At 70.3% G+C, this 23,144-nt stretch carries 24 protein-coding genes and 1 tRNA gene; 16 read left to right on the top strand and 9 right to left on the bottom strand.

What is annotated here, in order from left to right; all coding sequences use genetic code 11:
* The first annotated feature begins 1 nt into the window (after position 1).
* Positions 2–682, top strand: a complete 681-nt coding sequence (locus KBX21_RS23655; protein ID WP_049570268.1) for an ABC transporter permease — start codon at positions 2–4, stop codon at positions 680–682.
* Positions 683–740: 58 nt separating this feature from the next.
* Positions 741–1,640 carry an ABC transporter substrate-binding protein gene (locus KBX21_RS23660; protein ID WP_210843793.1) on the top strand — a complete coding sequence of 300 codons (900 nt, stop codon included), beginning with the start codon at positions 741–743 and terminating at the stop codon, positions 1,638–1,640.
* A 74-nt stretch (positions 1,641–1,714) separates the two neighbouring features.
* Here KBX21_RS23660 and KBX21_RS23665 read toward each other — a convergent pair whose 3' ends face one another.
* Positions 1,715–2,212 (bottom strand): flavin reductase family protein, encoded by a 498-nt coding sequence (locus tag KBX21_RS23665; protein ID WP_234003885.1) that lies wholly within the window; start codon positions 2,210–2,212, stop codon positions 1,715–1,717.
* On the bottom strand, positions 2,209–3,933 hold the full coding sequence (locus KBX21_RS23670; RefSeq protein ID WP_210843794.1) for a S49 family peptidase: 1,725 nt from the start codon (positions 3,931–3,933) through the stop codon (positions 2,209–2,211). Before KBX21_RS23670 ends, KBX21_RS23665 begins: the two co-directional genes overlap by 4 nt.
* A 121-nt stretch (positions 3,934–4,054) precedes the next feature.
* On the opposite strand from KBX21_RS23670, the gene KBX21_RS23675 reads away from it, so the two are divergent.
* The 4 genes from KBX21_RS23675 to KBX21_RS23690 all read left to right on the top strand — a co-directional run bounded on the left by KBX21_RS23675 (position 4,055) and on the right by KBX21_RS23690 (position 9,154).
* Positions 4,055–4,735 carry a hypothetical protein gene (locus KBX21_RS23675; RefSeq protein ID WP_210843795.1) on the top strand — a complete coding sequence of 227 codons (681 nt, stop codon included), beginning with the start codon at positions 4,055–4,057 and terminating at the stop codon, positions 4,733–4,735.
* Between the two features lie 186 nt (positions 4,736–4,921).
* Positions 4,922–6,265 (top strand): pitrilysin family protein, encoded by a 1,344-nt coding sequence (locus KBX21_RS23680; RefSeq protein ID WP_049570413.1) that lies wholly within the window; start codon positions 4,922–4,924, stop codon positions 6,263–6,265.
* 40 nt (positions 6,266–6,305) lie between these two features.
* Positions 6,306–7,649 carry a pitrilysin family protein gene (locus KBX21_RS23685; RefSeq protein WP_210843797.1) on the top strand — a complete coding sequence of 448 codons (1,344 nt, stop codon included), beginning with the start codon at positions 6,306–6,308 and terminating at the stop codon, positions 7,647–7,649.
* Between the two features lie 335 nt (positions 7,650–7,984).
* On the top strand, positions 7,985–9,154 hold the full coding sequence (locus KBX21_RS23690) for a serine/threonine-protein kinase (protein WP_307869263.1): 1,170 nt from the start codon (positions 7,985–7,987) through the stop codon (positions 9,152–9,154).
* A gap of 99 nt (positions 9,155–9,253) precedes the next feature.
* Here KBX21_RS23690 and KBX21_RS23695 read toward each other — a convergent pair.
* Both KBX21_RS23695 and bcp read right to left on the bottom strand, forming a co-directional pair.
* A tRNA-Leu gene (locus tag KBX21_RS23695) sits at positions 9,254–9,327 on the bottom strand.
* Positions 9,328–9,404: 77 nt separating this feature from the next.
* Positions 9,405–9,887, bottom strand: coding sequence for a thioredoxin-dependent thiol peroxidase (gene bcp / locus KBX21_RS23700; protein ID WP_210843801.1), 483 nt, complete (start codon positions 9,885–9,887; stop codon positions 9,405–9,407).
* A 328-nt stretch (positions 9,888–10,215) separates the two neighbouring features.
* Here bcp and KBX21_RS23705 point away from each other — a divergent pair, with 328 nt between their 5' ends.
* Both KBX21_RS23705 and KBX21_RS23710 read left to right on the top strand, forming a co-directional pair.
* Positions 10,216–11,313: a CDP-alcohol phosphatidyltransferase family protein gene (locus tag KBX21_RS23705; protein WP_049570290.1), complete on the top strand. Its 1,098-nt coding sequence runs from the start codon at positions 10,216–10,218 to the stop codon at positions 11,311–11,313.
* A gap of 16 nt (positions 11,314–11,329) precedes the next feature.
* Positions 11,330–11,728, top strand: a complete 399-nt coding sequence (locus tag KBX21_RS23710) for a DUF3618 domain-containing protein (protein WP_049570292.1) — start codon at positions 11,330–11,332, stop codon at positions 11,726–11,728.
* An 85-nt stretch (positions 11,729–11,813) separates the two neighbouring features.
* Here KBX21_RS23710 and KBX21_RS23715 read toward each other — a convergent pair whose 3' ends face one another.
* Positions 11,814–13,037, bottom strand: a complete 1,224-nt coding sequence (locus KBX21_RS23715) for an alanine racemase (RefSeq protein WP_210843804.1) — start codon at positions 13,035–13,037, stop codon at positions 11,814–11,816.
* 181 nt (positions 13,038–13,218) lie between these two features.
* Between KBX21_RS23715 and purU the strand changes: the two genes are divergently transcribed.
* The 8 genes from purU (at position 13,219) to amaP (ending at position 17,236) form a co-directional block, all read left to right on the top strand.
* On the top strand, positions 13,219–14,106 hold the full coding sequence (purU, locus tag KBX21_RS23720; protein ID WP_049570299.1) for a formyltetrahydrofolate deformylase: 888 nt from the start codon (positions 13,219–13,221) through the stop codon (positions 14,104–14,106).
* A gap of 302 nt (positions 14,107–14,408) precedes the next feature.
* Positions 14,409–14,612, top strand: a complete 204-nt coding sequence (locus tag KBX21_RS23725) for a CsbD family protein (protein ID WP_017546414.1) — start codon at positions 14,409–14,411, stop codon at positions 14,610–14,612.
* A gap of 39 nt (positions 14,613–14,651) precedes the next feature.
* Complete coding sequence (locus KBX21_RS23730; protein WP_049570303.1) at positions 14,652–15,128, top strand: Asp23/Gls24 family envelope stress response protein; 477 nt, start codon at positions 14,652–14,654, stop codon at positions 15,126–15,128.
* Between the two features lie 2 nt (positions 15,129–15,130).
* A complete protein-coding gene (locus KBX21_RS23735; protein WP_049570306.1) occupies positions 15,131–15,445 on the top strand; it encodes a hypothetical protein in 315 nt (104 codons plus the stop codon).
* A gap of 37 nt (positions 15,446–15,482) precedes the next feature.
* A complete protein-coding gene (locus tag KBX21_RS23740; RefSeq protein ID WP_199776523.1) occupies positions 15,483–15,656 on the top strand; it encodes a hypothetical protein in 174 nt (57 codons plus the stop codon).
* Positions 15,657–15,670: 14 nt separating this feature from the next.
* A complete protein-coding gene (locus KBX21_RS23745; protein WP_049570308.1) occupies positions 15,671–16,036 on the top strand; it encodes a hypothetical protein in 366 nt (121 codons plus the stop codon).
* Position 16,037: 1 nt separating this feature from the next.
* The gene (locus tag KBX21_RS23750) at positions 16,038–16,643 is read left to right on the top strand and encodes a DUF6286 domain-containing protein (protein WP_049570309.1); all 606 of its coding nucleotides are present in this window, start codon (positions 16,038–16,040) and stop codon (positions 16,641–16,643) included.
* Positions 16,644–16,645: 2 nt separating this feature from the next.
* Positions 16,646–17,236 (top strand): alkaline shock response membrane anchor protein AmaP, encoded by a 591-nt coding sequence (gene amaP / locus KBX21_RS23755; RefSeq protein ID WP_049570311.1) that lies wholly within the window; start codon positions 16,646–16,648, stop codon positions 17,234–17,236.
* Between the two features lie 88 nt (positions 17,237–17,324).
* On the opposite strand, the gene KBX21_RS23760 is transcribed toward amaP, so the two are convergent.
* The 4 genes from KBX21_RS23760 to glyA all read right to left on the bottom strand — a co-directional run bounded on the left by KBX21_RS23760 (position 17,325) and on the right by glyA (position 23,143).
* Positions 17,325–18,611: a hypothetical protein gene (locus tag KBX21_RS23760; protein ID WP_307869265.1), complete on the bottom strand. Its 1,287-nt coding sequence runs from the start codon at positions 18,609–18,611 to the stop codon at positions 17,325–17,327.
* Positions 18,612–18,793: 182 nt separating this feature from the next.
* Positions 18,794–20,065 (bottom strand): hypothetical protein, encoded by a 1,272-nt coding sequence (locus KBX21_RS23765; RefSeq protein WP_049570312.1) that lies wholly within the window; start codon positions 20,063–20,065, stop codon positions 18,794–18,796.
* 313 nt (positions 20,066–20,378) lie between these two features.
* Entirely contained in the window at positions 20,379–21,791 is a 1,413-nt protein-coding gene (locus KBX21_RS23770) for an L-serine ammonia-lyase (RefSeq protein ID WP_049570314.1), read from the bottom strand.
* An 83-nt stretch (positions 21,792–21,874) separates the two neighbouring features.
* Positions 21,875–23,143 (bottom strand): serine hydroxymethyltransferase, encoded by a 1,269-nt coding sequence (gene glyA, locus KBX21_RS23775; protein ID WP_049570317.1) that lies wholly within the window; start codon positions 23,141–23,143, stop codon positions 21,875–21,877.
* Between the last annotated feature and the right edge of the window lies 1 nt (position 23,144).

Genomic DNA, 23,144 nt, shown 5'->3' on the forward strand with positions numbered 1-23,144 from the left:
CATGGACATCCTGAACGAACTCGTGGCGTGGTTCAGCGACCCCGCGCAGTGGAGCGGCTCGGCGGGCATCCCGGCCCGGCTGGGCGAACACGTCTACTACTCGCTGCTGGGCCTGCTGATCTCCGCCGTCATCGCGGTGCCGATCGGCCTGTTCACCGGACACACCGGTGTGGGCGGCTTCCTCACCGCGAGCCTGGCCAACTTCGCCCGCGCCCTGCCCACCATCGGCGTGCTCTTCCTGATCGTGCTGGCCGCCGGGATCGGACTGGTGCCCGTCATCGCCGCGCTGGTGGCGCTGGCCGTCCCGCCCATCCTCGTCAACACCCACGAGGGGGTCCGGGGCGTGGAACCCCGGCTCCGGGACGCCGCCCTGGGAATGGGCATGCGCGGCCGCGAGGTCCTGTTCAAACTCGAACTCCCGGTGGCCACGCCGCTCATCCTCATCGGGATGCGCACCGCCGCCGTCCAGGTGGTGGCCACGGCCACCATCGCCGCCTACGTGGGAGTGGGCGGCCTGGGACGCTACATCGTCGACGGCCAGGCCCGACAGGACCTGACGATGATGCTGGGCGGCTCCCTGCTCGTGGTGGCGCTGGCCGTGGCCACCACGCTCCTGTTCGCCGGGCTGCGACGGGTCCTCGTCGCTCCCGGACTGCGTGCCGAATCCGCGGTGGCGCGCTGACCGGGCGGTCTTCGGGCACCGCCTGTCAAGTAGGACTCCCCAGAGAGAAGGTTCGGACATGCACAAGAAGCTCGCCCTCATCGGGCTTCCCCTGGTGTTGCTCCTCAGCGCGTGCGGTGGCAGCGACCCCTTCGAGGAGGAAGGCGGCGGAGGCGCCGAGTCGGGCTCGGTCGTCATCGGCTCCGCCGACTTCCCCGAGAGCACCCTGCTCGCCGAACTGTACGGCCGGGCCATGGCGGCCGAGGGCGTCGACGTCGAGTACCAGCTCAACATCGGCAGCCGCGAGGTGTACTACTCGCAGATCGAGTCGGGCAACCTCTCGGTCTTCCCCGAGTACAACGGGGCGACCCTGGCCTACCTCGACGACGACGCGCCCAGCGCCGACGCCGAGGAGACCAACGCCCTGGTCGAGGAGGCCCTGCCGGAGGGGTTGGAGATCCTGGACTCCTCCAGCGCGGAGAACAAGGACTCGATCACCGTCACCAGAGAGGTGGCCGAGGAGCACGACCTTGCCAGCCTCACCGACCTGGCGGACGTGGCCGACGAGCTGGTGCTGGGCGGGCCGCCCGAGTTCGAGACGCGCCACCAGGGCGTGGTGGGGCTGGAGTCGGTCTACGGGATCGAGTTCGCCGAGTTCCGCTCGCTGGAGGTCGCGCTGCTGACCAAGGCGCTCCAGGACGGTGACATCCAGGCGGCCAACCTCTTCACGACCGATCCGCAGATCGAGGTGGAGGACCTGGTGGTCTTGGAGGACCCGGAGAACCTCTTCGGCTCGCAGAACATCACGCCGCTCATCAACGCCGAGCAGGTCGACGACACCGCGAGGGACGCCCTCAACTCGGTCTCCGCGGCGCTGACCACGGAGGAGCTCACCCAGCTCAACGAGCGCGTCGTGGTCGGTAACGAGAACGCTGCCGACGTCGCCCAGGAGTGGCTGGAGGAGCAGGGCCTGGTCTGACCCCGCCCGCTGACACAAGGGGGCCCCGGAACCGTCGCCCGGTTCCGGGGCCCCTCGTGCGTCCGTCGATCCGCTCAGCCCAGGGCGTGGTAGCGACCGTCCCAGCGGACCATCGCCGGACCGCGCCGACGCTCGCCCACCTCGGGCAGGCCCACCACGTCGGCGAAGAACACCACGTGGTCGCCGACCTCCACGCGTTGACGCACCGAACACTCCATCGCGGCCAGCGCGTCATCCAACACGATCGCCCCGGTGTGCGCGCCCCGGTGGTGTGCCAGCCCCGACACCAGGTGCCGGGCACTCGGGCGGCCCTCGGCGGCGAACCGCCCCGCCACCGCGCGCTGGTCGGCGGCGAGCACGCTCACCGCGAACGCGCCCACCTCCCCCACCACCTCGGCCACGTAGCCCTCCCCGGCCACGCTCAACATCACCACCGGGGGGTCCGTGGAGATCGACACCAGGGCGCTCACCGTCGCCCCGATGTCGTCGCGGCCGTCCGCGATGGTCACCACGGTCACACCGGTCGGCAGCAGCGCCATCGCCTCCAGGTAGGCGCCGCTCGGAACGCTCAACGGATCTCCCACGAGCCGGGCATGCTCAGCGGGCCGGAGGCGGGCAGCCCCAGCCGGGCCGCCAGGTGCTCCAGCGGGCCCCAGGCGCTCAGCACCGTCTGCGGTTCCGCGGAGGCCACGTCCTCGCTGGACTCGTGCTGGCGGAGCCGGTCCAGCGGGTGCGACCGCGGGAAGACGCGCACCGGAAGCGCCCCGGCCCCGACCTTGGCGCGGGCCAGACGCACCGCCGTCTCCACGCCGCCCAACTCGTCGACCAGGCCGTTCTCCAGAGCGTCCGCCCCGGTCCAGATCCGGCCCTTGGCGACCGCGTGGATCTCGTCCCAGGTACGGCCCCGAGCGGCGGCGGCCTTGGCCACGAAGTCCTCGTAGATGGAGTCCAGGAGCGTGTTGATCCGCTCCCACTCGGAGTCGCTGAACCCCGTCAGGGTGTCGAACATGCCCGCGTGCGGGCCCTCGCTCACGGAGTCGGAGGTGATGCCGAAGCGCTCCCGGAGCGCGCCCATGACCGGCTTGCCGATCAGCACGCCGATGGACCCGGTGATGGTGGCGGGCTGGGCCACGATCGCGTCCGACCCCATGGCGACGTAGTAGCCGCCCGACCCGGCGACGTCGCCCATGGTCGTGACGACCGGCTTGCCCGCCTCCCGGGTCAGCTGGCTCTCGCGGCGGATCAGGTCCGAGGCGATGGCCGAACCGCCGGGGCTGTCCACCCGGAACACCACGGCCCGGACCCGGGGGTCCTGGCGGGCGGCGCGGAAGGCGGCGCAGACGGTGTCCGAACCCATCACGGTGCCGCCCAGCGGTGAACGGCGGCTCTTACCCAGGTTGATGCCGCCGTTGGCGGAGATCAGGGCGATGTGGTCCCCGTTGTCGGCGAACCGGGGCCGGGGCGGCGGGACGTGCCTGCGGTGGTACCGGGTGACGAACTGGAGGGTGGGTTCGGGGGAGCCCTCGGCCCTGGCCCGCACCTCGGCGTTGAGCTCGGAGTACACCTCGTCGCGGTAGGCGAGCTGGTCGACGAGCCCGGCGTCCAGCGCCTCCTGGCCCAGGATCGGCGCGGTGGCCACGAGCTCCCGGACACGATCCTCGGAGAGCCCGCGGCTCTCGGCGACCGCCGCGACGATCTGGTCGTTCATCGACTCCACGAGCCGCCCCGCAGCCTCACGGTGGGCGTCGGTGTACCCCGTCTGCGTGTACGGGTTGATCGCGTTCTTGTACTCGTGGCGCGCCCCGGCCTCGAACGTGACGTCGAGCTTGTCCAGGGCGCCCTTGAGGAACGTGGTGCGCGACATCAGGCCGCTCAGCCCCACCAGGCCGGTGGGGGAGAGGACCACCCGGGAGAAGGCGGTGGCCAGGTAGTAGGGCAGGTTGCCGTCCCCGGCCTCGCCGAAGGTGTCCGCCCAGGCCACGGCGGGCTTGCCGGTGGCGCGGAAGTCGGCCACGGTGTCGCGCAGCTCCTGGATCTTGGCGATCCCCAGCGAGCGGGCGTCCACCCGCACGACCAGACCGCCCACCTCCGGGTCCCGGGCACCTCTGCGGATGCCCTCCAGCACCTCCAGGTAGTGCTGCTTGCGCCTGTTCATGATCTGGCTGAGGGGATCGCCCGGCGCCTCGTCGGCGACACCCTCCGTGAGGTCCAGTTCCAGGACCAACGGTCCCCGGGGTCGGGCCCCGAACCGGTTGAGGGACAAGGGCTCAGTGATCTTCGCGAGGTCCACCATGGACCCAGAGTAGTAGGGGAGGTGGTCCGGCGCGGAGGGTGTGTCGGGGGCGCTATGGTCGACTGTGCTCCGATCTGTCGGACACGAGTTCGGGGACCGTATGAGAAGGGCGGAACGCACAATGGCGGGCACGACGGACCTGGTTCGGGACCGGCTGAGGGGCGGTCGTGTCGCCGCGGTCGCGGCGACTGCCCTGCTGGCGCTCACCGCCTGCGGTTCCGAGGACGCCCCCGGCGAGCTCGAACTGCAGCGCGGCGAGAGCGGCATGATGCCCGCGATCGAGCCGCCCGGCCCGGAGGGGTTCGAGAACGCCGACGTGATGGGCGTACGGATCGACACCCCCGACGAGTGGGACGTCCAGAACGACGGCTCCGAGCTGTGCATGACCCCTCCCGGCCAGAGCTCCTGTGCCTACGGTTCGATCCAGCTCGTTCCCAAGCAGGCCGACAAGCACCCGCAGAGCTGGCCGAAGAAGGACGAGTCCTTCAACGACGACGACGGCTGGGCGGACGACACCGGCAGCTGCCGCAGCCTCAACACGGCCGCCTCGGGCAACATCGGTGTGGCCGACGCCAGCCTGGAGACCGGGGCCGGAAGCGTCTTCGAGCACGCCGACGGCCGCAAGTCCCACTACTCCATCTGGTCCGTCACCTGCGACAACGACGACACCTTCGAGGTTCGTATGTGGTTCCTTCCGGAGAGCGACGTCCTCCTCTACGTGTGGTCCGTGGACGCCCAGTACAGCGCCGTCTACGACGAGATCGCCGAGTCGATGGACACCACGGAGTACCGGAACGGGTAGCCGCTTCCGCTCCGTGGCCGTGGCCGCGGCTACCGGTCGGGTCCACGGCCGGGGGCCGGGCGGCGGCCGGGTTTCGCACCTGTGGATTACTCCAACCGAGTGTTCCCGAAGGGCCCTGAGGACATAGGGTCGTGTTCGGTGAAGCAGTCAACGGAACTTGATGGGGTGCATGCGCTGGTGACCACCATGGGAACGGCGGGACGGGTCGAGCAGTACACGCTGGACAACGGACTGCGTCTGGTGACGGCTCCGGCCTCCACCGGGCAGGTCGCCTCGGTCAACCTCTGGTACGGGGTCGGGTCGAGGCACGAGGTGACCGGCCGCACCGGGTTCGCGCACCTGTTCGAGCACCTGATGTTCCAGGGCAGCGGGAACGTCACCAAGGGCGAGCACTTCGACGTGGTCGAGCGGCTGGGCGGCGACATCAACGCCTCCACCTCCACCGACCGCACCAACTACTACGAGACGGTCCCCACCCACGCCCTGGACACCGTCCTGTGGCTGGAGGCCGACCGCCTGGCGACCCTGCGCGAGGGCATGACCCAGGAGGTCCTGGACAACCAGCGCGACGTCGTCAAGAACGAGCGCCGCCAGCGCTACGACAACCAGCCCTACGGCACGGCCCTGGAGCGCATCCTGCGCCTGGCCTACCCCGAGGGCCACCCGTACCACCACTCCACGATCGGCTCCATGGCGGACCTGGACGACGCCGACCTGGACTACGTCAAGTCCTTCCACAAGGCGCACTACGGCCCCGACAACTGCGTGCTGACCATCGTCAGCGACCTGGAGTCCGAGGACGTCCTGGCCAGGGTCGAGAAGTTCTTCGGCGGTATCCCCGCCCGCGAGGACCTCCCCGAGACCCCCGACCCGGCACTGCGCGCGCCCCTGGGCGGCCCCGTGCGGGACGCCGTGACCGAGACCGTCCCGGCCGCCGGGGTGTTCATCGGCTTCCGCGTCCCCTCCTACGGCGAGCGCGGACACGACGCCGCCCAGCTGGCAGCGGCCGTCCTCGGACAGGGCCAGGGCAGCCGCCTGTACCGGTCGCTGGTCGTGGACCGGCCCATCGCCGCCGACGACGGCGGGGGCTCCGCCGACATCCTGCCCTTCCGTTACACCGACAGCCTCCTGCTGGTGAACATGCTGGCCCGCGAGGGCGTGCAGGGCGACGTCCTGGAGCAGGCCATCCGCGAGGAGGTCGCCAAGCTCGCCAACGGCGTCACCGACGAGGAGCTCGACCGGGCCCGCGCCGTCCTGGAACGCGAGCACCTGCACTCCATCGCCAGCCCCTCCGGCCTGGCCGACAGCATCGGCAGCTGCACCCAGCTGTTCGGCGACCCCGAACTCGCCTTCACCTGGCCCGAGCGCTGGGCGGACATCACCGCCGAGGAGGTCCGCGCCGCCGCCGCGAACCTGCTCGTCGACGACAACATGCTGGTCGTCCGGTTCGACCCCGAGCCCGAGACCGCCGCCGAGACGCTCCAGGCGGAAGCCGAGGCCGACGCCGCGGCCCAAGCCCAGCAGGCGTAACCGCCCCGTTCCCGCCCAGCCGCAGAAAGAGCCGCAGAGCATGCAGAACCGCCCGGACCTCGGCGCCCCCGCGTCCTTCACCTTTCCCAAGCCCCAGCGGATCACCGTCGGCGGCGGCACCGTCGTCGCCCTCGACGTCCCCGGCCAGCAGCTGGCCTCCCTCCGCCTCGTGCACCCCTTCGGCGGTGCCGTCGAACCGCTCGACGCCATGGGCGTCAGCGCTCTGACCAGCGAGGCGCTGGAGGACGGCCCCGGCGGCAACAGTTCCCTGGCCCCGGCCCTGGAGCGCCACGGCGCCGAGTGGATCGCCCGCGTCAACTGGGACGGTTTCATCACCGGCCTGGACGCGCCCACCAACCGCCTGGGCGACGCCGTCAACCTGTTCGCGGACGCCGTGCGCCGTCCGGCCCTGAACCCCGACGACGTCGTTCGCCGCCGTGAGCAGCTCCTGGAGCGCTTCTGGCTTGACGCCTCCTCCGCTTCCACCCTGGCCATGCGCAGCCTCGGCGGCCAGCTGTTCACCGGCCGCTACGCCACGCCGCTGGCGGGCGGCCCGGTCAAGCTGGCCGACATCAGCCCCGAGACCGTCGCGCGCTTCCACGCCGACTCGATCGCCTCGGTGGCCGGGACCCTCGTGGTCGTCGGCGACCTGGCCAACGTCGACCTGGAGGAGCTGGGCCGGATCGTGTTCGGCGACGCCGCGCCCGCGCCGGAGCGCAAGGCCACCGAGCCCGAGCCGCCGCCCGGCGACCTGCCGCGCGTGCTCATCGTCGACCGTCCCGGCTCCGTGCAGTCGGCCCTGGTCATCGCGCACCGCGCACCCTCGCGTTCGCAGGTGGACCTGCCGCGCGCCGAGGGCGTCGGCGAGATCCTCGGCGGCATGTTCACCTCCCGCCTCAACATGGAGCTGCGCGAGCGCCTGGGCTACACCTACGGCGCCGGGAGCCGCTTCGACCTGCGCCGCGACAGCGGTGTGTTCTTCATGAGCACGCAGGTCGAGGCCGGGACCACCGCGCACTCGGTCACCTCCTCCCTGGAGCAGGTGAACAAGCTGCGCGACCAGGGCGTGACCGAGGACGAGCTGTCCACGGTCCGCGAGTCCAACACCGTGGGCCTGCCGGTCACCTACTCCACGGCCCGGGCCATGGCGGGCGCGCTGGTCGACATGGTCGTGCACGACCTGCCCGACGACAACGTGGACCGCATCCGCGCCGGATACGAGAAGCTCACCGCCGAGGACCTGAACTCCGCCGCCGTCGAGTACCTTCGTCCTGAGGAGGCCGTCGTGGTGGTGGTCGGCGACGCCGACAGCCTGCGCGAACCGCTGACCAACACCGGTGTCGGGCCGGTCGAGGTACGCAGCCCCGAGTCCCTCTGGAGCTGATCCCCGGGGGCGGCGCACGCGAGCACGCACGTGTACGTGGGCCCGCCCGGGTCAAGGATTGGTAAGGGAGGGCCTCGTCACGGCATGCGTGGCCCTCCCCCGGACATAACGAAACCGAACCTATGTGTCAGCCATCAGACAACCAGCGGCGTGACCCCGGCGTCATCCTGGTATAACGAGTGATCCGTGCACCTAAGTGGTGACAGCGACCGCAATGCTCCGCAGGAGGCCACCATGGCCGGTGAATGGACCCGTGGATAACCGTGTCCTCCCTAGAAAATCCGCACACGCAGCGGCCCCAGACGTCGCTCGATCCCGCGCCTCCCGAGGCGGCCGTGGCTGAGCCGGAGGGCGGTGGTCGGCTGCTCAAGGCCCGCTACCAGCTGACCTCCGAGATCGCGCGCGGCGGCGTCGGCACCGTCTGGCGTGCCACCGACCTGGTCATCAAGCGTGAGGTGGCGGTCAAGGAGCTCCGCCTGCCCTCGGACCTGAGCCGGAACGAACGCGAGTCCCTGGTCCAGCGCACCACGCGGGAGGCCCGGGTCGCCGGACGCCTCGTCCACCCCAGCCTCGTCACCGTCCTGGACGTCGTGGACGAGGACGAGCGGCCGTGGATCGTCATGGAGCTGCTGGAGGCCTCCACCCTGGAGGAGATCATCCAGGTGGGCGGCCCGCTGCCGTACCAGCGCGTGGCCGAGATCGGGCTCCAGCTGATCGACGCGCTCAAGGTCGCGCACAACGAGGGCATCGTCCACCGGGACGTCAAGCCGGAGAACGTGATGATCAACGAGGCCGGTCGGGTGGTTCTGACCGACTTCGGCCTGGCCGCCTGGAACGGCGAGTCCGCGCTGAGCGCCTCGGGACGCATCATCGGTTCACCCGCCTACATCCCGCCGGAGCGCGCCAAGGCCGGTCCCGTCGGGCCGGAGTCCGACATCTGGTCCCTGGGCGCCACCCTGTACGCGGCGGTCGAGGGCTACCCGCCCTACGACCGCAAGGGCTACATCAAGATCCTGCGCCAGGAACCGTTGGACGAGCCCAAGGAGGCCACCAACGCCGGGCCGCTCGCCCCGGTGCTGGCCGGGATGCTGCGGGTGGAGCCGGGGGAGCGGCTGAGCGCGGAGAACGCCGCCAAGATGCTGCGGATCGCGGCGCTGGCCCCCTGGGCACCCGAACGTACCGACGTGGAGCGCGCGCCCGCGGCCGAGGGCGCCTCCGAGGAGGAGGCGGGAGCCGACACCGAGGGGTCGGAGGAGCGCGAGTCGGCGCGGGAGCACTTCCGCGCGGGAGCGCACGTGCTGGCCGAGTCCATCAGCGAACGGCTGCGCAACAGCCCGGAGGCGGTGAACTCGATCATGCTGTCGATCCGCGAGTCCACCGAGACGCTGGGGCTCACCAAGTCGGGCAAGCACTCCGAGCGCAGCCACCTGACGGTGGCGGCCGCCGTCGGCCTGGGTGTGGTCGCCCTGCTGGCCCTGGTCGTGTGGGCGCTCTTCGGTCTTTGACCACCGGACACACGAAGAGGCGCGCGAACCGGTGTTCGCGCGCCTCTCGTCGTTCACGGGGGTCCGCCGGGACGCTCCGAAGAGCCGCCGGGGATGGAGTGGGGCCGGCGGGATTCGAACCCGCACTGTACAGCACCTAAAGCTGCCGTCTCCTGCCGTTGGACTACGGCCCCGACGGGGCCACTCTACCGGGATCGGGGACTCGACCGGCCGTCCGGGCCCGTGGTCTCCGGGCGGCCGGTCGGCGGGCTCAGACGCCCAGTTCCTTCTTGATCCGGTCCACGTGGCCGGTGGCCTTCACGTTGTGGAACGCCTTGGTCACCTTGCCGTCGGTGCCCACGATGACCGTGGAGCGGATGACGCCCTGGACGACGCGGCCGTAGTTCTTCTTCTCGCCGAAGGCGCCGTACGCGCGCAGGGTGTCCTTGTCCGGGTCACCGAGCAGGGTGAAGGTCAGGCTCTCCTGCTCTCGGAACTGGGCGAGCTTCTCGGGCTTGTCCGGGGAGACACCCAGGACGGTGAAGCCGGCGGCGGCGAACTCGGCGATGTTGTCGCGGAAGTCGCAGGCCTGCGTGGTGCACCCGGGCGTCATGGCGGCCGGGTAGAAGTACAGGACGACGCTCTTGCCGGTGTCGGCCAGGACCTTGCTCAGGGTGACGGGCTGGCCGTCGGCGTCGCTGAGGGTGAAGTCGGGAGCCTGGTCGCCGGGCTCCAGGCGGATGGGGTCGCTCACGTTGTGTCTTCCTGTCTGCTGCTGGCGGACCGCGTGCGACGGTCCGCGTCGTTTCACGCCTCACAGTACGAGATCCTCCTGAGCGGCGGGAGGGCCGGTTCGTCGGCGCTGGTCGGAGACGCGGATGATCTTCGGTTGCGATTCCGGTTCGGTTCATCCGCTTTGGGATCGACCAACGGTTCGATCACCTATTGTTGACCCTGTGCTATAGGTTGGTCGTCCTCTGGGACATGGCGCAGCGTGCGCGGGTCGCCCGTGACCCGATGGTGTGTCCGACGACCACGGACCGGGACACACATCCGCTTCGCTTTGGGAGTAGTTCGTCACGATGCCTCGATACACACTCGACGAGGTCAGGGCTCGCACCCTCAAGGAGCGCGACTCCTGGTTGACGGTGTACCTGGTCGACCCGATCGCGGTCCGGCTCGTGCGTCTGATCGCGAACCGGACGTCCGTCACCCCCAACCAGCTGACCGTCGTCGCCCTCTTCCTGGGCCTGGGCGCGGCCGTGTGCTTCGCGTTCGGCTACTGGCAGCTGTTGCTGCTCGGATCCCTGCTCTACTACGCCTGCTTCCTCGTGGACTGCACGGACGGCAAGCTCGCCCGCCTCACCGGTTCGGAGTCGCTCTTCGGGGCGTGGATGGACTACGTCTCGGACCGGTTCAGAGTGCTGGTGTGCGTGGTCGCCCTCATGGGCGGCCAGTTCCGGGAGACCGGGCACGTGGCGTTCGTGTGGCTGGCGCTGGCCGTGGTCTTCCTGGACATGCTGCGCTACCTGAACGCGCTCCAGGTGTACAAGGTCCGCCGTGAGATGCGCTCGCACCTGGCGGCCGCCCTGGAGCGTGCCCGCGCCACCCTCTCCATGCTGGAGCCCGAGCGCGACGCCACCGGCGACGCGACCGGTGGCGGCGGCCGCACCATGAGCGACGGCGGGGAGCAGGCGGTGCTGCGTCACGGCATCGGCGTCCTGGAGCAGATCCTGCGCAGCCAGAACGAGCGCGAGGCTCGCAACCAGCGGACGGCGGGCAAGCAGCCGGACCTGACACTGCCCAAGGTGGACCTGCACCAGGAGTTCCGGAGCCGCTTCCCCTGGTACCAGCGGTTCTGGGCTGCGCTCAACGCGCGCCGGGTCCGCACCCACCTGGTGGGCGGGATCGAGTTCCAGATGGCGGTCTTCGTGGTGGCTCCGATCGCGGCGGTCGTCTTCGGGCCGCCGGTCATCGGCTGGATCACCGCGGTCGTCGGCGTTTTGCTGCTCGCCTTCGAGATCGCCATCATCTATAAACTGTGGTTGTCCACACGGGACTTCTTCCGTGTGGTCGACGGAATCGATGGCGCGCTGAGATTCTCCGGTCCGTTCGACGGCGCGGAGGAACAGGGTCGGGACACCGGCTCGGACTCGGACTCTCAGACAACCGTGCGCTAGTGAAGAGAGGCACCCTATGACGGGACACGAGACCGAACCGCGCCAGACCCCCGCCGAACTCCAGGCCGAGATCAACCGAGAGCAGCGTCGGCTGGCCGAGACACTGGAGGAGCTGGGCGTGCAGGCGCGCCCGGCCAACATCGCCCGGCGCCAGATCGACAGGGCCAGGGACCGAGGGACCCGGATCTTCGACGAGGCGCGGGCCCTCGTGTTCGGCGGTGGCGCCGTACGCGTGGAGAGCCGTCTGGTGCAGCCCGAGGAGGGCAGCATTGTGGTCAAGGGCGACGACAAGGTGGTGACCACCTACCAGTCGCGCGGCCAGCTGCCGCCCGAGGCGCTCCTCCTGATGGCCGGGGTGGGTACGGTCGTCGCGGTGGGCGTCGTGGCCTGGGCGGTCCGCCGCAAACGGAAGTAGCCGCACAGAGACGACGACGGGGCCCGCGCGAACACTCGCGCGGGCCCCGTCGCCATGTCGGCTCGGTGCCGTATCCCCCGGGGGATCAGAGGAAGGTCCGGCCCTCGCCGCGGTAGGTGGGTACGGAGCCCTCGTAGGTGCCTGTGTCGGAGTCGACCAGGTGCAGGGTGTCGAACCGCTCGCAGAGCTCCCCGGCCTTGGCGTGGCGCATCCACACGCGGTCGCCCACATGGAGCTCGCGGGCGGCCTCCCCGATCAGGGGGGTCTGGACCTCGCCCGCGCCCTCGGTGGGGCTGTAGGCCAGGCCCTCGGGCAGGTGGGGGACCGGTGGGCGGTGCGCGTCGGCGGGGCCGGAGGCCGGGTAGCCGCCGCCGAGGACCGTGGCCACGTTCGGGGCGGGGCGGCGGACGACCGGAAGGGCGAACAGTGCGGCGGGACGGCCCCGGAACGACCGGTACTGGTCGAACAGGTGCGGTTGGTAGAGGCCGGAACCGGCGGCCAGTTCGGTCACGGCGCGTTCGCGCCCGGTGGTGTGCAGGCTGCCGGTGCCGCCGCCATTGACGAAGCGCAGGTCGGCGACGCCTCGGACGGCTCTGGTGATCGCGGCTCTGCGTCTGGCGAGCTCGACGGCCGAACGGCGCTGGACGGCCCGCAGGACCCTGCCGTAGAGGGGACGGCCGGGGGGCGCGTCGCCCACCCCGGCGATCTGTCCCTCGTAGGCCATGATCCCGTCCAGTTCCAGCTCGGGGAGGCGCACGACGGCGCGGGCCAGCGCCGCTGCCTGTGCCGGGGTGCGGACGGGGGAGCGGTAGGCGCCCACGCGCATGCCGGAGCCGAGCGGCTGCCAACTGGTGTCGATGTCCAGGCAGACCCGGATCGGGGGTGCGTCGGGGGCGCGGTCGGCCCGGGCGACGGCGGCGCTCACCAGTTCGAGGTGGGCGGGGTCGTCGACCATCAGGGTGATGACGCGGGCGGCTGTGGGGGAGGCGGCGAGTTCGGCGAGGGCGTCGGTGTCCGATGTGGGGTAGGCGACGAGGATGTCGTCGCTGAGCGGTTCGGGGTCGCCCGTGGCCAGCCAGAGTGCCTCGGGGAGGGTGAAGGCCATGACGCCCGCGTATCCGGGCAGGTCGAGCACGGTGCGAAGGAGGTCCCTGGAGCGCACGGACTTGCTGGCCACCCGGATGGGGCGTCCGTGGGCGCGGCGGGTCAGGTCGGCGGCGTTGGCGCGGAAGGCGGCCAGGTCGACCATGGCGAAGGGGGCCTGGATGTCGCGCGTCGCGGCCTCGTACTTCTCACGCAGTCTCGTCATGTTCCTGAGGATGCCAGAACATGAATGTGCTTCATATTGCTCGGGGGTCCGATTTCGTGCTTTTCGGGTCGGTCGCGGGTGACGCGGGATACGCGGGGGCAGGCCCCGCCGGTCGCGCCCGCTGGATATCCTGGGGCGTCACGGCTGATCAGCCGGTCGACCCCGGGAGTTGTTTCCTTTCATGAACGAGCGTGAGTACGTCCTGACCCTCTCCTGCCCCGACAGCCGGGGCATTGTGGCCGCCGTCGCCAACCTGTTGGCCGACCACGGTTGCAACATCACCGAGAGTCAGCAGTACGGTGACCACTTCTCCGGTCGCTTCTTCCTCCGGACGCAGTTCGTCGCGGAGGCGGGACACGCGGGCGTGGTCGGCGAGGACGTCCTGCGTGGAGCCTTCGCCGCTCTGGCCGGGGGGTTCGGCGGTGGCTCCGAGGGCTCGTTCGTTGAATGGGACCTCCAGGCGCGGGACGTGCGCCCGCGCATGATCGTGATGGTGTCCCGGTTCGGGCACTGCCTCAACGACCTCCTCTACCGCCAGCGCAGCGGCCTGCTGGACATCGACATCGCTGCGGTGATCTCCAACCACCCCGACCTGGAGTTCCTGGCCGACTCCTACGGCGTGGACTTCCACCACCTGCCCGTCAGCCCCGAGAGCAAGGGCGAGCAGGAGGAGCGCGTCCTCGAGCTGGTCGACTCCTACGACGTGGACCTGGTGGTGCTCGCCCGGTACATGCAGGTGCTCTCCGAGCAGCTGTGCACCAAGATGTCCGGACGCATCATCAACATCCACCACTCCTTCCTCCCCAGCTTCAAGGGCGCCCGCCCCTACCACCAGGCGCACGCGCGCGGTGTGAAGCTGATCGGCGCCACCGCCCACTACGTCACGGCGGACCTGGACGAGGGCCCGATCATCGAGCAGGAGGTCTCCCGGGTCGACCACACCCACAGCCCGGAGCAGCTCACCGCGATCGGCCGGGACCTGGAGTCCGTGGCCCTGGCGCGCGCCGTGAACTGGCACGCCCAGCGCCGGGTCCTGCTCAACGGGGACAGGACGGTCATCTTCGGCTAGGGCGAACCGCCTGGCCCGCCCGACGCGGGCGGGCACAACACGATTTCGGACGCGCAGGGGTGCCCACGGGCACCCCTGACGTTTTTCCTGCCCAGTCGGGGTTCCGGATGTGTTTTTGGGGCACGGATGGTATGACCGTGACCCTTCTGACCTGCAAATCATGACCAGAAGTGCCTTGTTGGCTACATAGAGTGCGTATAAGGTGTGATGAGGTCCAAACCGCTCCGGTCGTCCTGACTCGGGGCGACACGGGTTTCGGACCACCAACCCTGAGCCGCACGGGCTCTGATCAGGGGGCACAAATGGGCAAGCACTTCGACGACGCCGCCGGCAAGGGCAAGGAAGCCTTCGGCAAGGCCACCGGCGACAAGCGCACCGAGGCCGAGGGCAAACTCGACCAGACCAAGGCCGGGGCCAAGGACAAGGCCGACAAGGCCAAGGACAAGGCCGAGGACCTCAAGGACAAGGCGGAGGACAAGATCAAGGGCGTCTTCAAGAAGAAGTAGCGGCGTCCAGGACGGATTGCGCACTGTGTAGGGGGACCAGTGTCGGACTTGAAGACCGAATCCGCGGTACCGAGCGCCCGTGAGTCCAGGGGCGGGCGTGACTCCGCGAGCACGAACGAGCAGGGACACACCCAGATCGCCGACGGCGTCGTGGCCAAGATCGCGGGCAAGGCCGCCCGCGAGATCGGTGGCGTCCACGCCATGGGCGGCGGTGCCGCCCGTGTGGTCGGCGCGGTACGCGACGCCGTGAGCGGCGGCAGTTCCTCCGGATCGGTGGCGCAGGGCGTCTCCGTCGAGGTGGGGGAACGCCAGGCGGCGGTCGACATCGACCTGGTCGTCGACTACGGGGCCGCCATCCAGGACCTGGCTTCCGCCGTACGGCGCAACGTCACCCAGGCGGTCGAGCGGATGACGGGCCTGGAGGTCACCGAGATCAACATCCGGGTGGACGACATCCACCTGCCCGAGGACGACGAGTCCGCCGACGACGGCGACTCCGAACCCAGGGTCCAGTAGCCATGGCCGGCGGCGATCCTGGAGCGACCGCACGAGCCGTCGCGGAGGCCGCGTCGCGTTTCTCCGACGTGGTGGAACTGTCCTCCGGCTCCTTCGGAACCCTGAGCACCGCCGTGCCCGGGGGACGTGTCCGGGGGGTCGCGGTGCGCGAGGACCACGTCGAGGTCGGCGTGGTGGTCCGCTACGGGCGTCCGCTGCCGGAGATCGCCGCCGAGATCCGCCGGGGCCTGGCCCCGTTGTCCGGCGGCCGCGCCGTCCACGTGTCCGTGGAGGACGTGGTCGCCGGACTCGGCGACGGCGCGCGCACCGTCAGCTAGACCTACAAGCAGGGCGTTCTGATTAGAGGGGGTAGCCATGTGGCCCATCGTTGGACTGTCCTACGGGACGGTGCTCGGGCTCTCGGCGGCGTTCGGCGGGTTCCCCGCCTTCGCGCTGGTACTGGTCCTCGGCCTCGTCGGGTTCGTCGCGGGCCGGGCAATGGAGGGTGAGATCGACCTCGCCGAGATGTTCACACGGCGGTCGGCGTAGACAGGGGTGAGGTCGTGGTCGGGGTTCGCACGGACACCGTCCCTCGTCAGAGGGGTCCCGCTCCGGAGGGGGAGGCCGTAGGGCACACCCGCGGACGGGACCCCGGGGGCCGCACGGACATCCCCGGGGCCGTCATCGAGAAGGTGGCGGCCAGGGCCGTCGGAGAGGTCTCCGGGGCACGGGCGGTGCGGTCGAGGACCGCCCGCGCCCGGGTGAGCGGGGAGATCGTCCTCCTGCGCCTGCGGGTCGGGGTGCGCTACCCGAGGCCCGCACGCCAGGTCGCCGAGGAGGTGCGCGGCCACGTCAGGGACCGGGTCGAGCGCATCACCGGCAAACAGGTCCACCACATCGACATCGAGATCGCGGAGCTGGTGCGCTGACATGACCACCGTGGAAGAGGCGCTCGCCCGTCCGAGCCAGGGGATCGACCGCCGCGCCAAGCGCGTCGCCGTCCACACGTTCCGCCCACGCAGGTCGTGGCCCGCGGTACTCATCGGACTGCTGATCCTGGTGGTGGCCGTGGTCGCGGCCGCCGAGGTCATCGCCGCCCTCGCGGGCAACCCGCTGAGGCTGATCCCGGTCGGTCCGGCCACGGACTACGCCGCCGCCACGACCTGGTCGGAGCCCTCGGTGCAGATCGCCTCGGCGGTCCTGGCGCTGATCGGACTGGCCCTGATCGTGGTCGCGCTGGCTCCGGGTCGGAGCCGGTGGACGGCGCTGCGCACCGACGACCCGGCGCTGGTCGTCGGACTGACCCGCCCGGCTCTGCGGCGGGCCGTGGCGGCCGCCGCCCAGGACGTGAGCGGCGTCGACCACGTGCACGTGGCCGTGCGCGGCAACCGGCTCCGGGTCCACGTACGCACCGGGATGCGAGAGTCGCACGGGCTGCCCGCCGAGGTCACCTCGGCCGTGGAGACCCGGCTGGAGGAGCTGGCCCCGCTGCGCAGCATGCGGATCGCCACGCACGTTCGATACGCGGAGGGTTGACCATGGCGCGCGACAGGTCTCGAAGGTCGGCCCGGGGCAACCGCCTGGGCCTGGTGGTCGTGGGAATCATGCTGCTCGTGGCGGGCCTGGCGGCCCTGGCCGCCGGGCAGGGACTCCTCGGCGGCGACCTCGCCACCACTCCGTTGCTCGGGGACCGGGCCAACGAGGTGCTCGCCCAGCAGTGGGTGCCGTACGTGGCGGTGGCCGTCGCTTTCGTGGCCGGTTTCCTGGCCCTGCGGTGGCTGATGGTGCAGGGCATGAACGACACCGTGGGTCGTATGCACCTGGCTCGCGACGACGCGGGCAACGTGGAGATCTCGGAGAGTGCCGCCAGGGGCGCCTTGGAGCAGGAGGTCACCGACTATCCCGGTGTGCGCCGTGCCCGAGCCCGCCTCACGGAGTCCGGTGACCACCCGCACCTGCGGCTGGCGCTGACCCTGGAGGAGGACGCCGACGTGGCCGGGATCTGGCGGCGCGTGCGTTCGGAGGCCATCACCAACCTGCGGGGCGCCCTCGAACTCGACCAGGTGCCCGCCGTCATCCGGATGTCCATGACCGCCCCCGCCAGGAACCCCCGGCGCAGCCTGGCCTGAGGGACCCCGTGGAACGAGGGAGGGGCGGCGCGAGAGGCGCCGCCCCCTCCGTGTCGGCCGGGATCATGTCGGTCGGTGGAGCGTGGGGCTACTGCCAGGCGGCGATGATCGTGTCAGGGTCCTCGAGTTCGAACGCCTCCTCGGGCTCGGCGGAGCCGTCGGTGGGGGCCCGGTACCAACTCGACCCGCCGCTCTCCGGTGTGGAGCGGAAGAGGACTTCGGTGCGGTCGGGGGAGAGAAGGAAGTTCTCGTTGTACCGAGGGCCTTCAGGGATGAGCGTGCGGTCGACGGGAAGGTACTCGTCGTTGAAGGTGAAGAGGTCCCTCTCCTCCTCCGGCTCGGTGTGCTCCGCCAACAGGTCCTCGGTGAACTCCCAGATCGACAGCTCGTTGTCCCCCAGGAGCAGGGTGTTCTCGTCGATGAACTGGGGCGGGGCGGCCACTTCCAGGTTCACCTCGTAGTGGCGCAGGTCAGCGATACCGCCCGTGATGAGGTCGGGGTTGTCGGCGAGGGCCGTCTCGATGTCGATGAAGGTCAGCACGGTCGAGGACCCGGTGTGGTCCGCGTAGAGCAGGGTCTCGCCGTCCGGGGACTCCAGAAGGCTCGCGTCCATCGCGCTGCCTGAGGCCGGGGGCGTCAAGGGGCCCTGGACGGCGATGCCGCTCTCGGGCAGGACGGACAGCGACCCGCAGTGATCGGATCCCTCACAGGTGCCGAGGTCGTTGACCTCTCCGGAGTGCAGGTCCATGGCCTGGACGTCACCCTCGTCGGCGCTGGGGTCATATGCCACGAAGAGGATGCGCTCGTTCACCGCGTCGTACACCGGGTGTCGGTAGTCGATGGGGACGCCGAAGTCGGAGACCTCCTGTTCGGGAGCCAGGGTGGTGAGGGCGCCCTCCTCGGACATCACTCCGAAGGTCGACACGGTGTTGCCGTTGACCTCTTCGCTGTAGCCGCGCAGGAGCAGGTGTTCGTGGGGGGACACACTGATCAGCGCTCCGCTGCAGGCGTCGAACTCCCGGTCGTGGTTCAGTTCCTCGACGTCCGGGGCCCGGCCGTGGCCGAGGGCTTCGGAGGTCTCCGCGGCGACCAGTTCGCTGGTGAAGGTCAGCGTGGAGATCCTGGTGCCGTCATCAGCGGAGTAGAGGGTGAAGACACCGTCGTAGCCGTCACAGTCTCTGGTGATGAGGCCGGATTCGGTGATGGAGGGCTGCTCCGGGGTCTCCTCGGCCCCTTCTTCGGTGGAGGCGCCCGCCTGGTTCTCGTCGGAGGATCCACCCTCTCCGTCGGAGCCGCCGCAGGCGGAGAGCAACAGGGTCAACGCGGCCGCGGGGGCGAGCGCGCGGATAACGGGGGAAATGGTTCTGGAGGTCACGGGCGAAATCTATCCCACTCGCGGAGGGTGGGAATTCGGGGAGTTCTGGGAATGACAGTGAGAATGGCCATGCGTTTCCCGCGAGAATCGGCTCGAAACAGGAGTATTCGGAGGCGGCACAGGCCGGAACGACCCACCTGGGGGCCGGTGGCCGGTTGTGGCCAGGTGGGTGCCCTCAGGAGTTATCGCCAGCCGATGACCGTCGAGACGTTCCCGGGCATCCCGGGCAGCTCCTCCGGTGCGCCGGATCCGTCCGTGGGCACCCTGTACCAGCTGGCCGGACCGCTCTGGGGCTGGTTGCGGAAGAGGATCTCGGCGCCGTCCGGGGAAAGCACGACGTGGGAGTTCTCCCCGTCGCCGTCGGGGGCCAGGGTCCGGTTGACCGGCAGGGGCTCCCACAGGTTCCGCGGCGTGGTGGCGTTCTCCTCCTCGTAGCCGGCGAGGGTGCTGTCGGAGAATTCCAGGACGCTCAGCACCTCGTCGTCGAAGAGCAGGGTGTTGGAGTCGAGGGCCTGAACGGTGCCGCTGGCGTCCACGTCCACCTCGGTCGTGCGGTCCCGGTTGAGGAAGTTGAGGGTCAGGTCGACCACGTCGGAGTCGGCCTGGTCCCCGATGTCGAAGAAGGACAGACCCAGGTCGTTGCTCTGGACCACCGTCGAGCCGTCGAGGACCACTGCCATCGGAGTGCTCTGGCCGTCGTCGATGGCGACTCGGTCGAGCCCCGGCATGATCGTGAGGTTCTCGCAGACCTGCTGACTGTCACAGGTGCCGAGGTCGGTGAACTCCCCGCTCTCCAGGTCGAGGGCCTGGACGGTGTCCTCGCCCTCGCCGGTCTCCGTCACGAAGACGATCCTGTCCCCTTCCGGATCGGCCACGGGGTGGACGTGGTCGGCCGGGGCGTCGGCCCCGGACTCCTCGTGGTCGGGGCTGAGCGCCGTGAACGTGCCGTCCTCGGCCATGACCCCGAACCCCGTGACGGCGACGCCGTCGACCCTCTCCTCGAAGGTGCCCAGGACGAGGCCGCGTTCGGGGAACAGCGACGGAGCGCCCGTGTCGCACGAGGTCTCCAGGGAGACGCTCCGCGCGTCCACCGCACGGCCGTGGGTGAGGTCGTCCGACTCGGCGTGGACGGCCTCGGCGGTGTCGAACCGGACGCTGGTGATCTCCTGGGCGTCCTCGGCGGAGTGGAGGGTGAACTCCAGCCAGCCGGACTCGGGCTGGCACGCCGCGGTGAGGATGCCGGGGTCGGCCAGGGAGTTCGACCCCGTGGACCTCTCCCTGGAGGGGCCGCCCTCCTCGGTGTCCGGTGCCTCCGTTTCCTCGGAGGCACCCTCCTCGGTCTCCGTGGAGGCGGGTTCCTCCGCCCTGAGAAGGCCGCAGCCGGAGAGCAACAGGGCCAGCGCGGCCGCGGGGGCGAGCGCTCGGACGGCAGGGGGAATGGTTCTGGAGGTCACGGCCGAAATCTATACCACCCTCGCGCCGGGGGAATTGCCGGAGTGCGGAAAATGGCGGTGGGGCCGTCACGTGTTTCTCGCGGGAGCGACCTGGAAGAGGTGGAACGGGTGGTTATCCGGGCTCGAATCGCCGGGTCGTGCTGCGGTGGCCGGAAGTGGCCAGAAAGGGGGCGAGTCTGGTGGCGAGCAGAGCTCAAGCCACCAGACCCGGGGTGACGACCGACGAGGGCGAGCGGGTGGGAGCTCGAGCCCGGTCGTCGGCCGTGCACAGAGTAGAACCAGGGAACGAACCAGGACATTCCCGGCATTGGGGTCAGCATTCGATGACGTTGACGGCGAGGCCGCCGCGGCTGGTCTCCTTGTACTTGTCGTGCATGTCGCGCCCGGTGTCACGCATGGTCCTGATGACCTTGTCGAGGCTCACGAAGTGGCTGCCGTCGCCGCGCAACGCCATCCTGGTGGCGCTGATCGCCTTGACCGAGGCGAGCGCGTTGCGTTCGATACAGGGGATCTGCACCAGGCCGCCGATGGGGTCGCAGGTCAGACCCAGGTTGTGTTCCATGGCGATCTCGGCCGCGTTCTCCACCTGCGCCGGGGAACCGCCCAGGACCTCGGCCAGGCCCGCAGCCGCCATGGAGGAGGCCGAACCCACCTCGCCCTGACACCCCACCTCGGCGCCGGAGATCGACGCGTTCTGCTTGAACAGTATGCCGATCGCCGCTGCCGTCAGCAGGAAGCGCACCACACCGTCGTCGCCCGCGCCCGGGCTGAAGTGCAGGTAGTAGTGCAGGACCGCCGGGACGATACCGGCCGCGCCGTTGGTCGGCGCGGTCACCACGCGGCCCCCCGCGGCGTTCTCCTCGTTGACCGCGAGGGCGTACAGCGTGATCCAGTCACTGCCGCGCATCGGGTCCGGGTCCACGTGGGTGGGTGCGAGCAGGCCGTGCTCGTCGCAGTTGCCGCCGAGCTGGCGGTAGAGCCGGTGGGCCCGTCGCGGCACCTTCAGGCCCCCGGGCAGACTGCCCTCGGTGGACACACCGCGACGTACGCACTGGCGCATCGCCGCCCAGACCTCCAGCAGCTCCTCCCGGATCTGCTCCGGGGTGCGCCCGAAGGCCTGCTCGTTGGCCAGCATCAGCGCACTGATGGACATGCCGGTCTGCTCACACAGCTCCAGCAGTTCCTCGGCGGAGGAGAAGGGGTGGGGCAGGACGGTGTCGTCGGCCTTGATCCGGTCGGCGCCCGCGGCTCTCTCGTCCACGACGAAGCCGCCGCCCACCGAGTAGTACACCTTCGCGGCCACCTCGGCACCCGTGTGGTCGAACGCCAGGAAGCGCATCCCGTTGGGGTGGTCGGGCAGACTCTCCTTACGGCGGAAGTCGACGTCGACGGCCGGGTCGAAGTCCACCGCCGGGCCGTCCGGGCCGCCAAGGAGGAGTCTTCGGTCCGAACGGACCCCCTCCACCAGGCGGGGGACGGCGTCCACGTCCACACCCTCCGGCGTGTGCCCCATCAGCCCCAGGACCACGGCGGTGTCACTGCCGTGCCCCTTGCCGGTGAGCGCCAGTGAGCCGTACAACTCCACCCGCACGTGGGTCACGCGCGAGAGGAGTTCCTCGGAGCGCAGGCCGGACACGAACGTCCGGGCCGCCTTCATCGGGCCGACGGTGTGGGAACTCGACGGTCCGATACCGATCTTGAACAGGTCGAAGACGCTGATGGCCATGGCTGTCCTCCTCGTTGAGCACAGGGATGGGGCCGTGGTGACCGGCGCCGTGTGGGCCCGCGCGGCCCACACGGCGGAGACTGCTACAGGTTCGGGTAGAGCGGACGCTTCGCGGCCAGAGCGCTGACCCGGTCGCGCAGGGCGGCCTCGTCGAACTCGGGCTTGAGCGCCTCGGCGATGACGTCGGCGACCTCGGTGAAGTCACCCTCGTCGAACCCGCGCGTGGCCAGGGCCGGGGTACCGATCCGCAGACCCGACGTCACCATCGGCGGCCTGGGGTCGTTCGGGACCGCGTTGCGGTTGACCGTGATCCCGACGGAGTGCAGTCGGTCCTCGGCCTCCTGGCCGTTGAGCTGGGAGTCGACCAGGTCCACCAGGACCAGGTGGACGTCCGTGCCGCCGGTCAGGACCTTGACCCCGACCTTCGCCGAGTCCGGCTGGGTGAGCCGCTCGGCGAGGATGCGGGCACCCGCCACCGTGCGGCGCTGGCGGTCGGCGAAGCCCTCGCTCGCGGCGACCTTGAACGAGACCGCCTTGGCCGCGATCACGTGCTCCAGCGGGCCGCCCTGCATGCCGGGGAAGACCGCGGAGTTGATCTTCTTGGCCAGCTCGGCCTTGGACAGGATCATGCCGCCACGCGGGCCGCCGAGGGTCTTGTGGGTCGTGGTGGTGACCACGTCGGCGAACGGCACCGGGTTCGGGTGCAGTCCGGCCGCGACCAGACCGGCGAAGTGCGCCATGTCCACCATGAGCAGGGCGCCGACCTCGTCGGCGATCTCGCGGAACCTCGCGAAGTCGAGGTGGCGCGGGTAGGCGGACCAGCCCGCGACGATCATCTTCGGCTGGTGCTCCTTGGCCAGGGCGGCGACCTCGTCGTAGTCGACGGTGCCGTCCTCGTCGCGCACGTGGTAGGCCACGGCGTTCAGGATCTTGCCGGAGTAGTTGATCCGCATGCCGTGGGTCAGGTGCCCGCCGTGGGCGAGGTCCAGGCCCAGGATGGTGTCACCCGGCTTGAGCAGCGCGAAGTACACGGCCGTGTTGGCCTGCGCGCCCGAGTGCGGCTGCACGTTCGCGTGCTCGGCGCCGAACAGCTCCTTGGCGCGGTCGATCGCCAGCTGCTCGACGACGTCGACGTGCTCGCAGCCGCCGTAGTAGCGGCGGCCGGGGTAGCCCTCGGCGTACTTGTTGGTCAGGACGGTGCCCTGGGCCTCCAGAACCGCCTGGGGGGCGAAGTTCTCGGAGGCGATCATCTCCAGGGTGTCGCGCTGGCGCGCCAGTTCGGCGTCGACCGCGGCCGACACCTCGGGGTCCAGCTCGCCCAGAGTCTGGTTGAGAAGGTTGTCGCTGGTCATG

This window comes from Nocardiopsis sp. B62 (assembly GCF_018070675.1).
GTDB lineage: Bacteria > Actinomycetota > Actinomycetes > Streptosporangiales > Streptosporangiaceae > Nocardiopsis > Nocardiopsis prasina.

What these genes read in the sequence shown, in the direction of transcription:
- KBX21_RS23710 (WP_049570292.1), top strand. Translation starts at nt 11,330, where the DNA reads ATGACGGGACACGAGACCGAACCGCGCCAGACCCCCGCCGAACTCCAG.
- KBX21_RS23740 (WP_199776523.1), top strand. Translation starts at nt 15,483, where the DNA reads ATGTGGCCCATCGTTGGACTGTCCTACGGGACGGTGCTCGGGCTCTCG.
- glyA (WP_049570317.1), bottom strand. Translation starts at nt 23,143, where the DNA reads ATGACCAGCGACAACCTTCTCAACCAGACTCTGGGCGAGCTGGACCCC.
- KBX21_RS23735 (WP_049570306.1), top strand. Translation starts at nt 15,131, where the DNA reads ATGGCCGGCGGCGATCCTGGAGCGACCGCACGAGCCGTCGCGGAGGCC.
- KBX21_RS23770 (WP_049570314.1), bottom strand. Translation starts at nt 21,791, where the DNA reads ATGGCCATCAGCGTCTTCGACCTGTTCAAGATCGGTATCGGACCGTCG.
- KBX21_RS23670 (WP_210843794.1), bottom strand. Translation starts at nt 3,933, where the DNA reads ATGGTGGACCTCGCGAAGATCACTGAGCCCTTGTCCCTCAACCGGTTC.
- KBX21_RS23705 (WP_049570290.1), top strand. Translation starts at nt 10,216, where the DNA reads ATGCCTCGATACACACTCGACGAGGTCAGGGCTCGCACCCTCAAGGAG.
- KBX21_RS23675 (WP_210843795.1), top strand. Translation starts at nt 4,055, where the DNA reads ATGGCGGGCACGACGGACCTGGTTCGGGACCGGCTGAGGGGCGGTCGT.
- KBX21_RS23750 (WP_049570309.1), top strand. Translation starts at nt 16,038, where the DNA reads ATGACCACCGTGGAAGAGGCGCTCGCCCGTCCGAGCCAGGGGATCGAC.
- KBX21_RS23715 (WP_210843804.1), bottom strand. Translation starts at nt 13,037, where the DNA reads ATGACGAGACTGCGTGAGAAGTACGAGGCCGCGACGCGCGACATCCAG.
- purU (WP_049570299.1), top strand. Translation starts at nt 13,219, where the DNA reads ATGAACGAGCGTGAGTACGTCCTGACCCTCTCCTGCCCCGACAGCCGG.
- KBX21_RS23660 (WP_210843793.1), top strand. Translation starts at nt 741, where the DNA reads ATGCACAAGAAGCTCGCCCTCATCGGGCTTCCCCTGGTGTTGCTCCTC.
- KBX21_RS23680 (WP_049570413.1), top strand. Translation starts at nt 4,922, where the DNA reads ATGGGAACGGCGGGACGGGTCGAGCAGTACACGCTGGACAACGGACTG.
- KBX21_RS23725 (WP_017546414.1), top strand. Translation starts at nt 14,409, where the DNA reads ATGGGCAAGCACTTCGACGACGCCGCCGGCAAGGGCAAGGAAGCCTTC.
- amaP (WP_049570311.1), top strand. Translation starts at nt 16,646, where the DNA reads ATGGCGCGCGACAGGTCTCGAAGGTCGGCCCGGGGCAACCGCCTGGGC.
- KBX21_RS23655 (WP_049570268.1), top strand. Translation starts at nt 2, where the DNA reads ATGGACATCCTGAACGAACTCGTGGCGTGGTTCAGCGACCCCGCGCAG.
- KBX21_RS23685 (WP_210843797.1), top strand. Translation starts at nt 6,306, where the DNA reads ATGCAGAACCGCCCGGACCTCGGCGCCCCCGCGTCCTTCACCTTTCCC.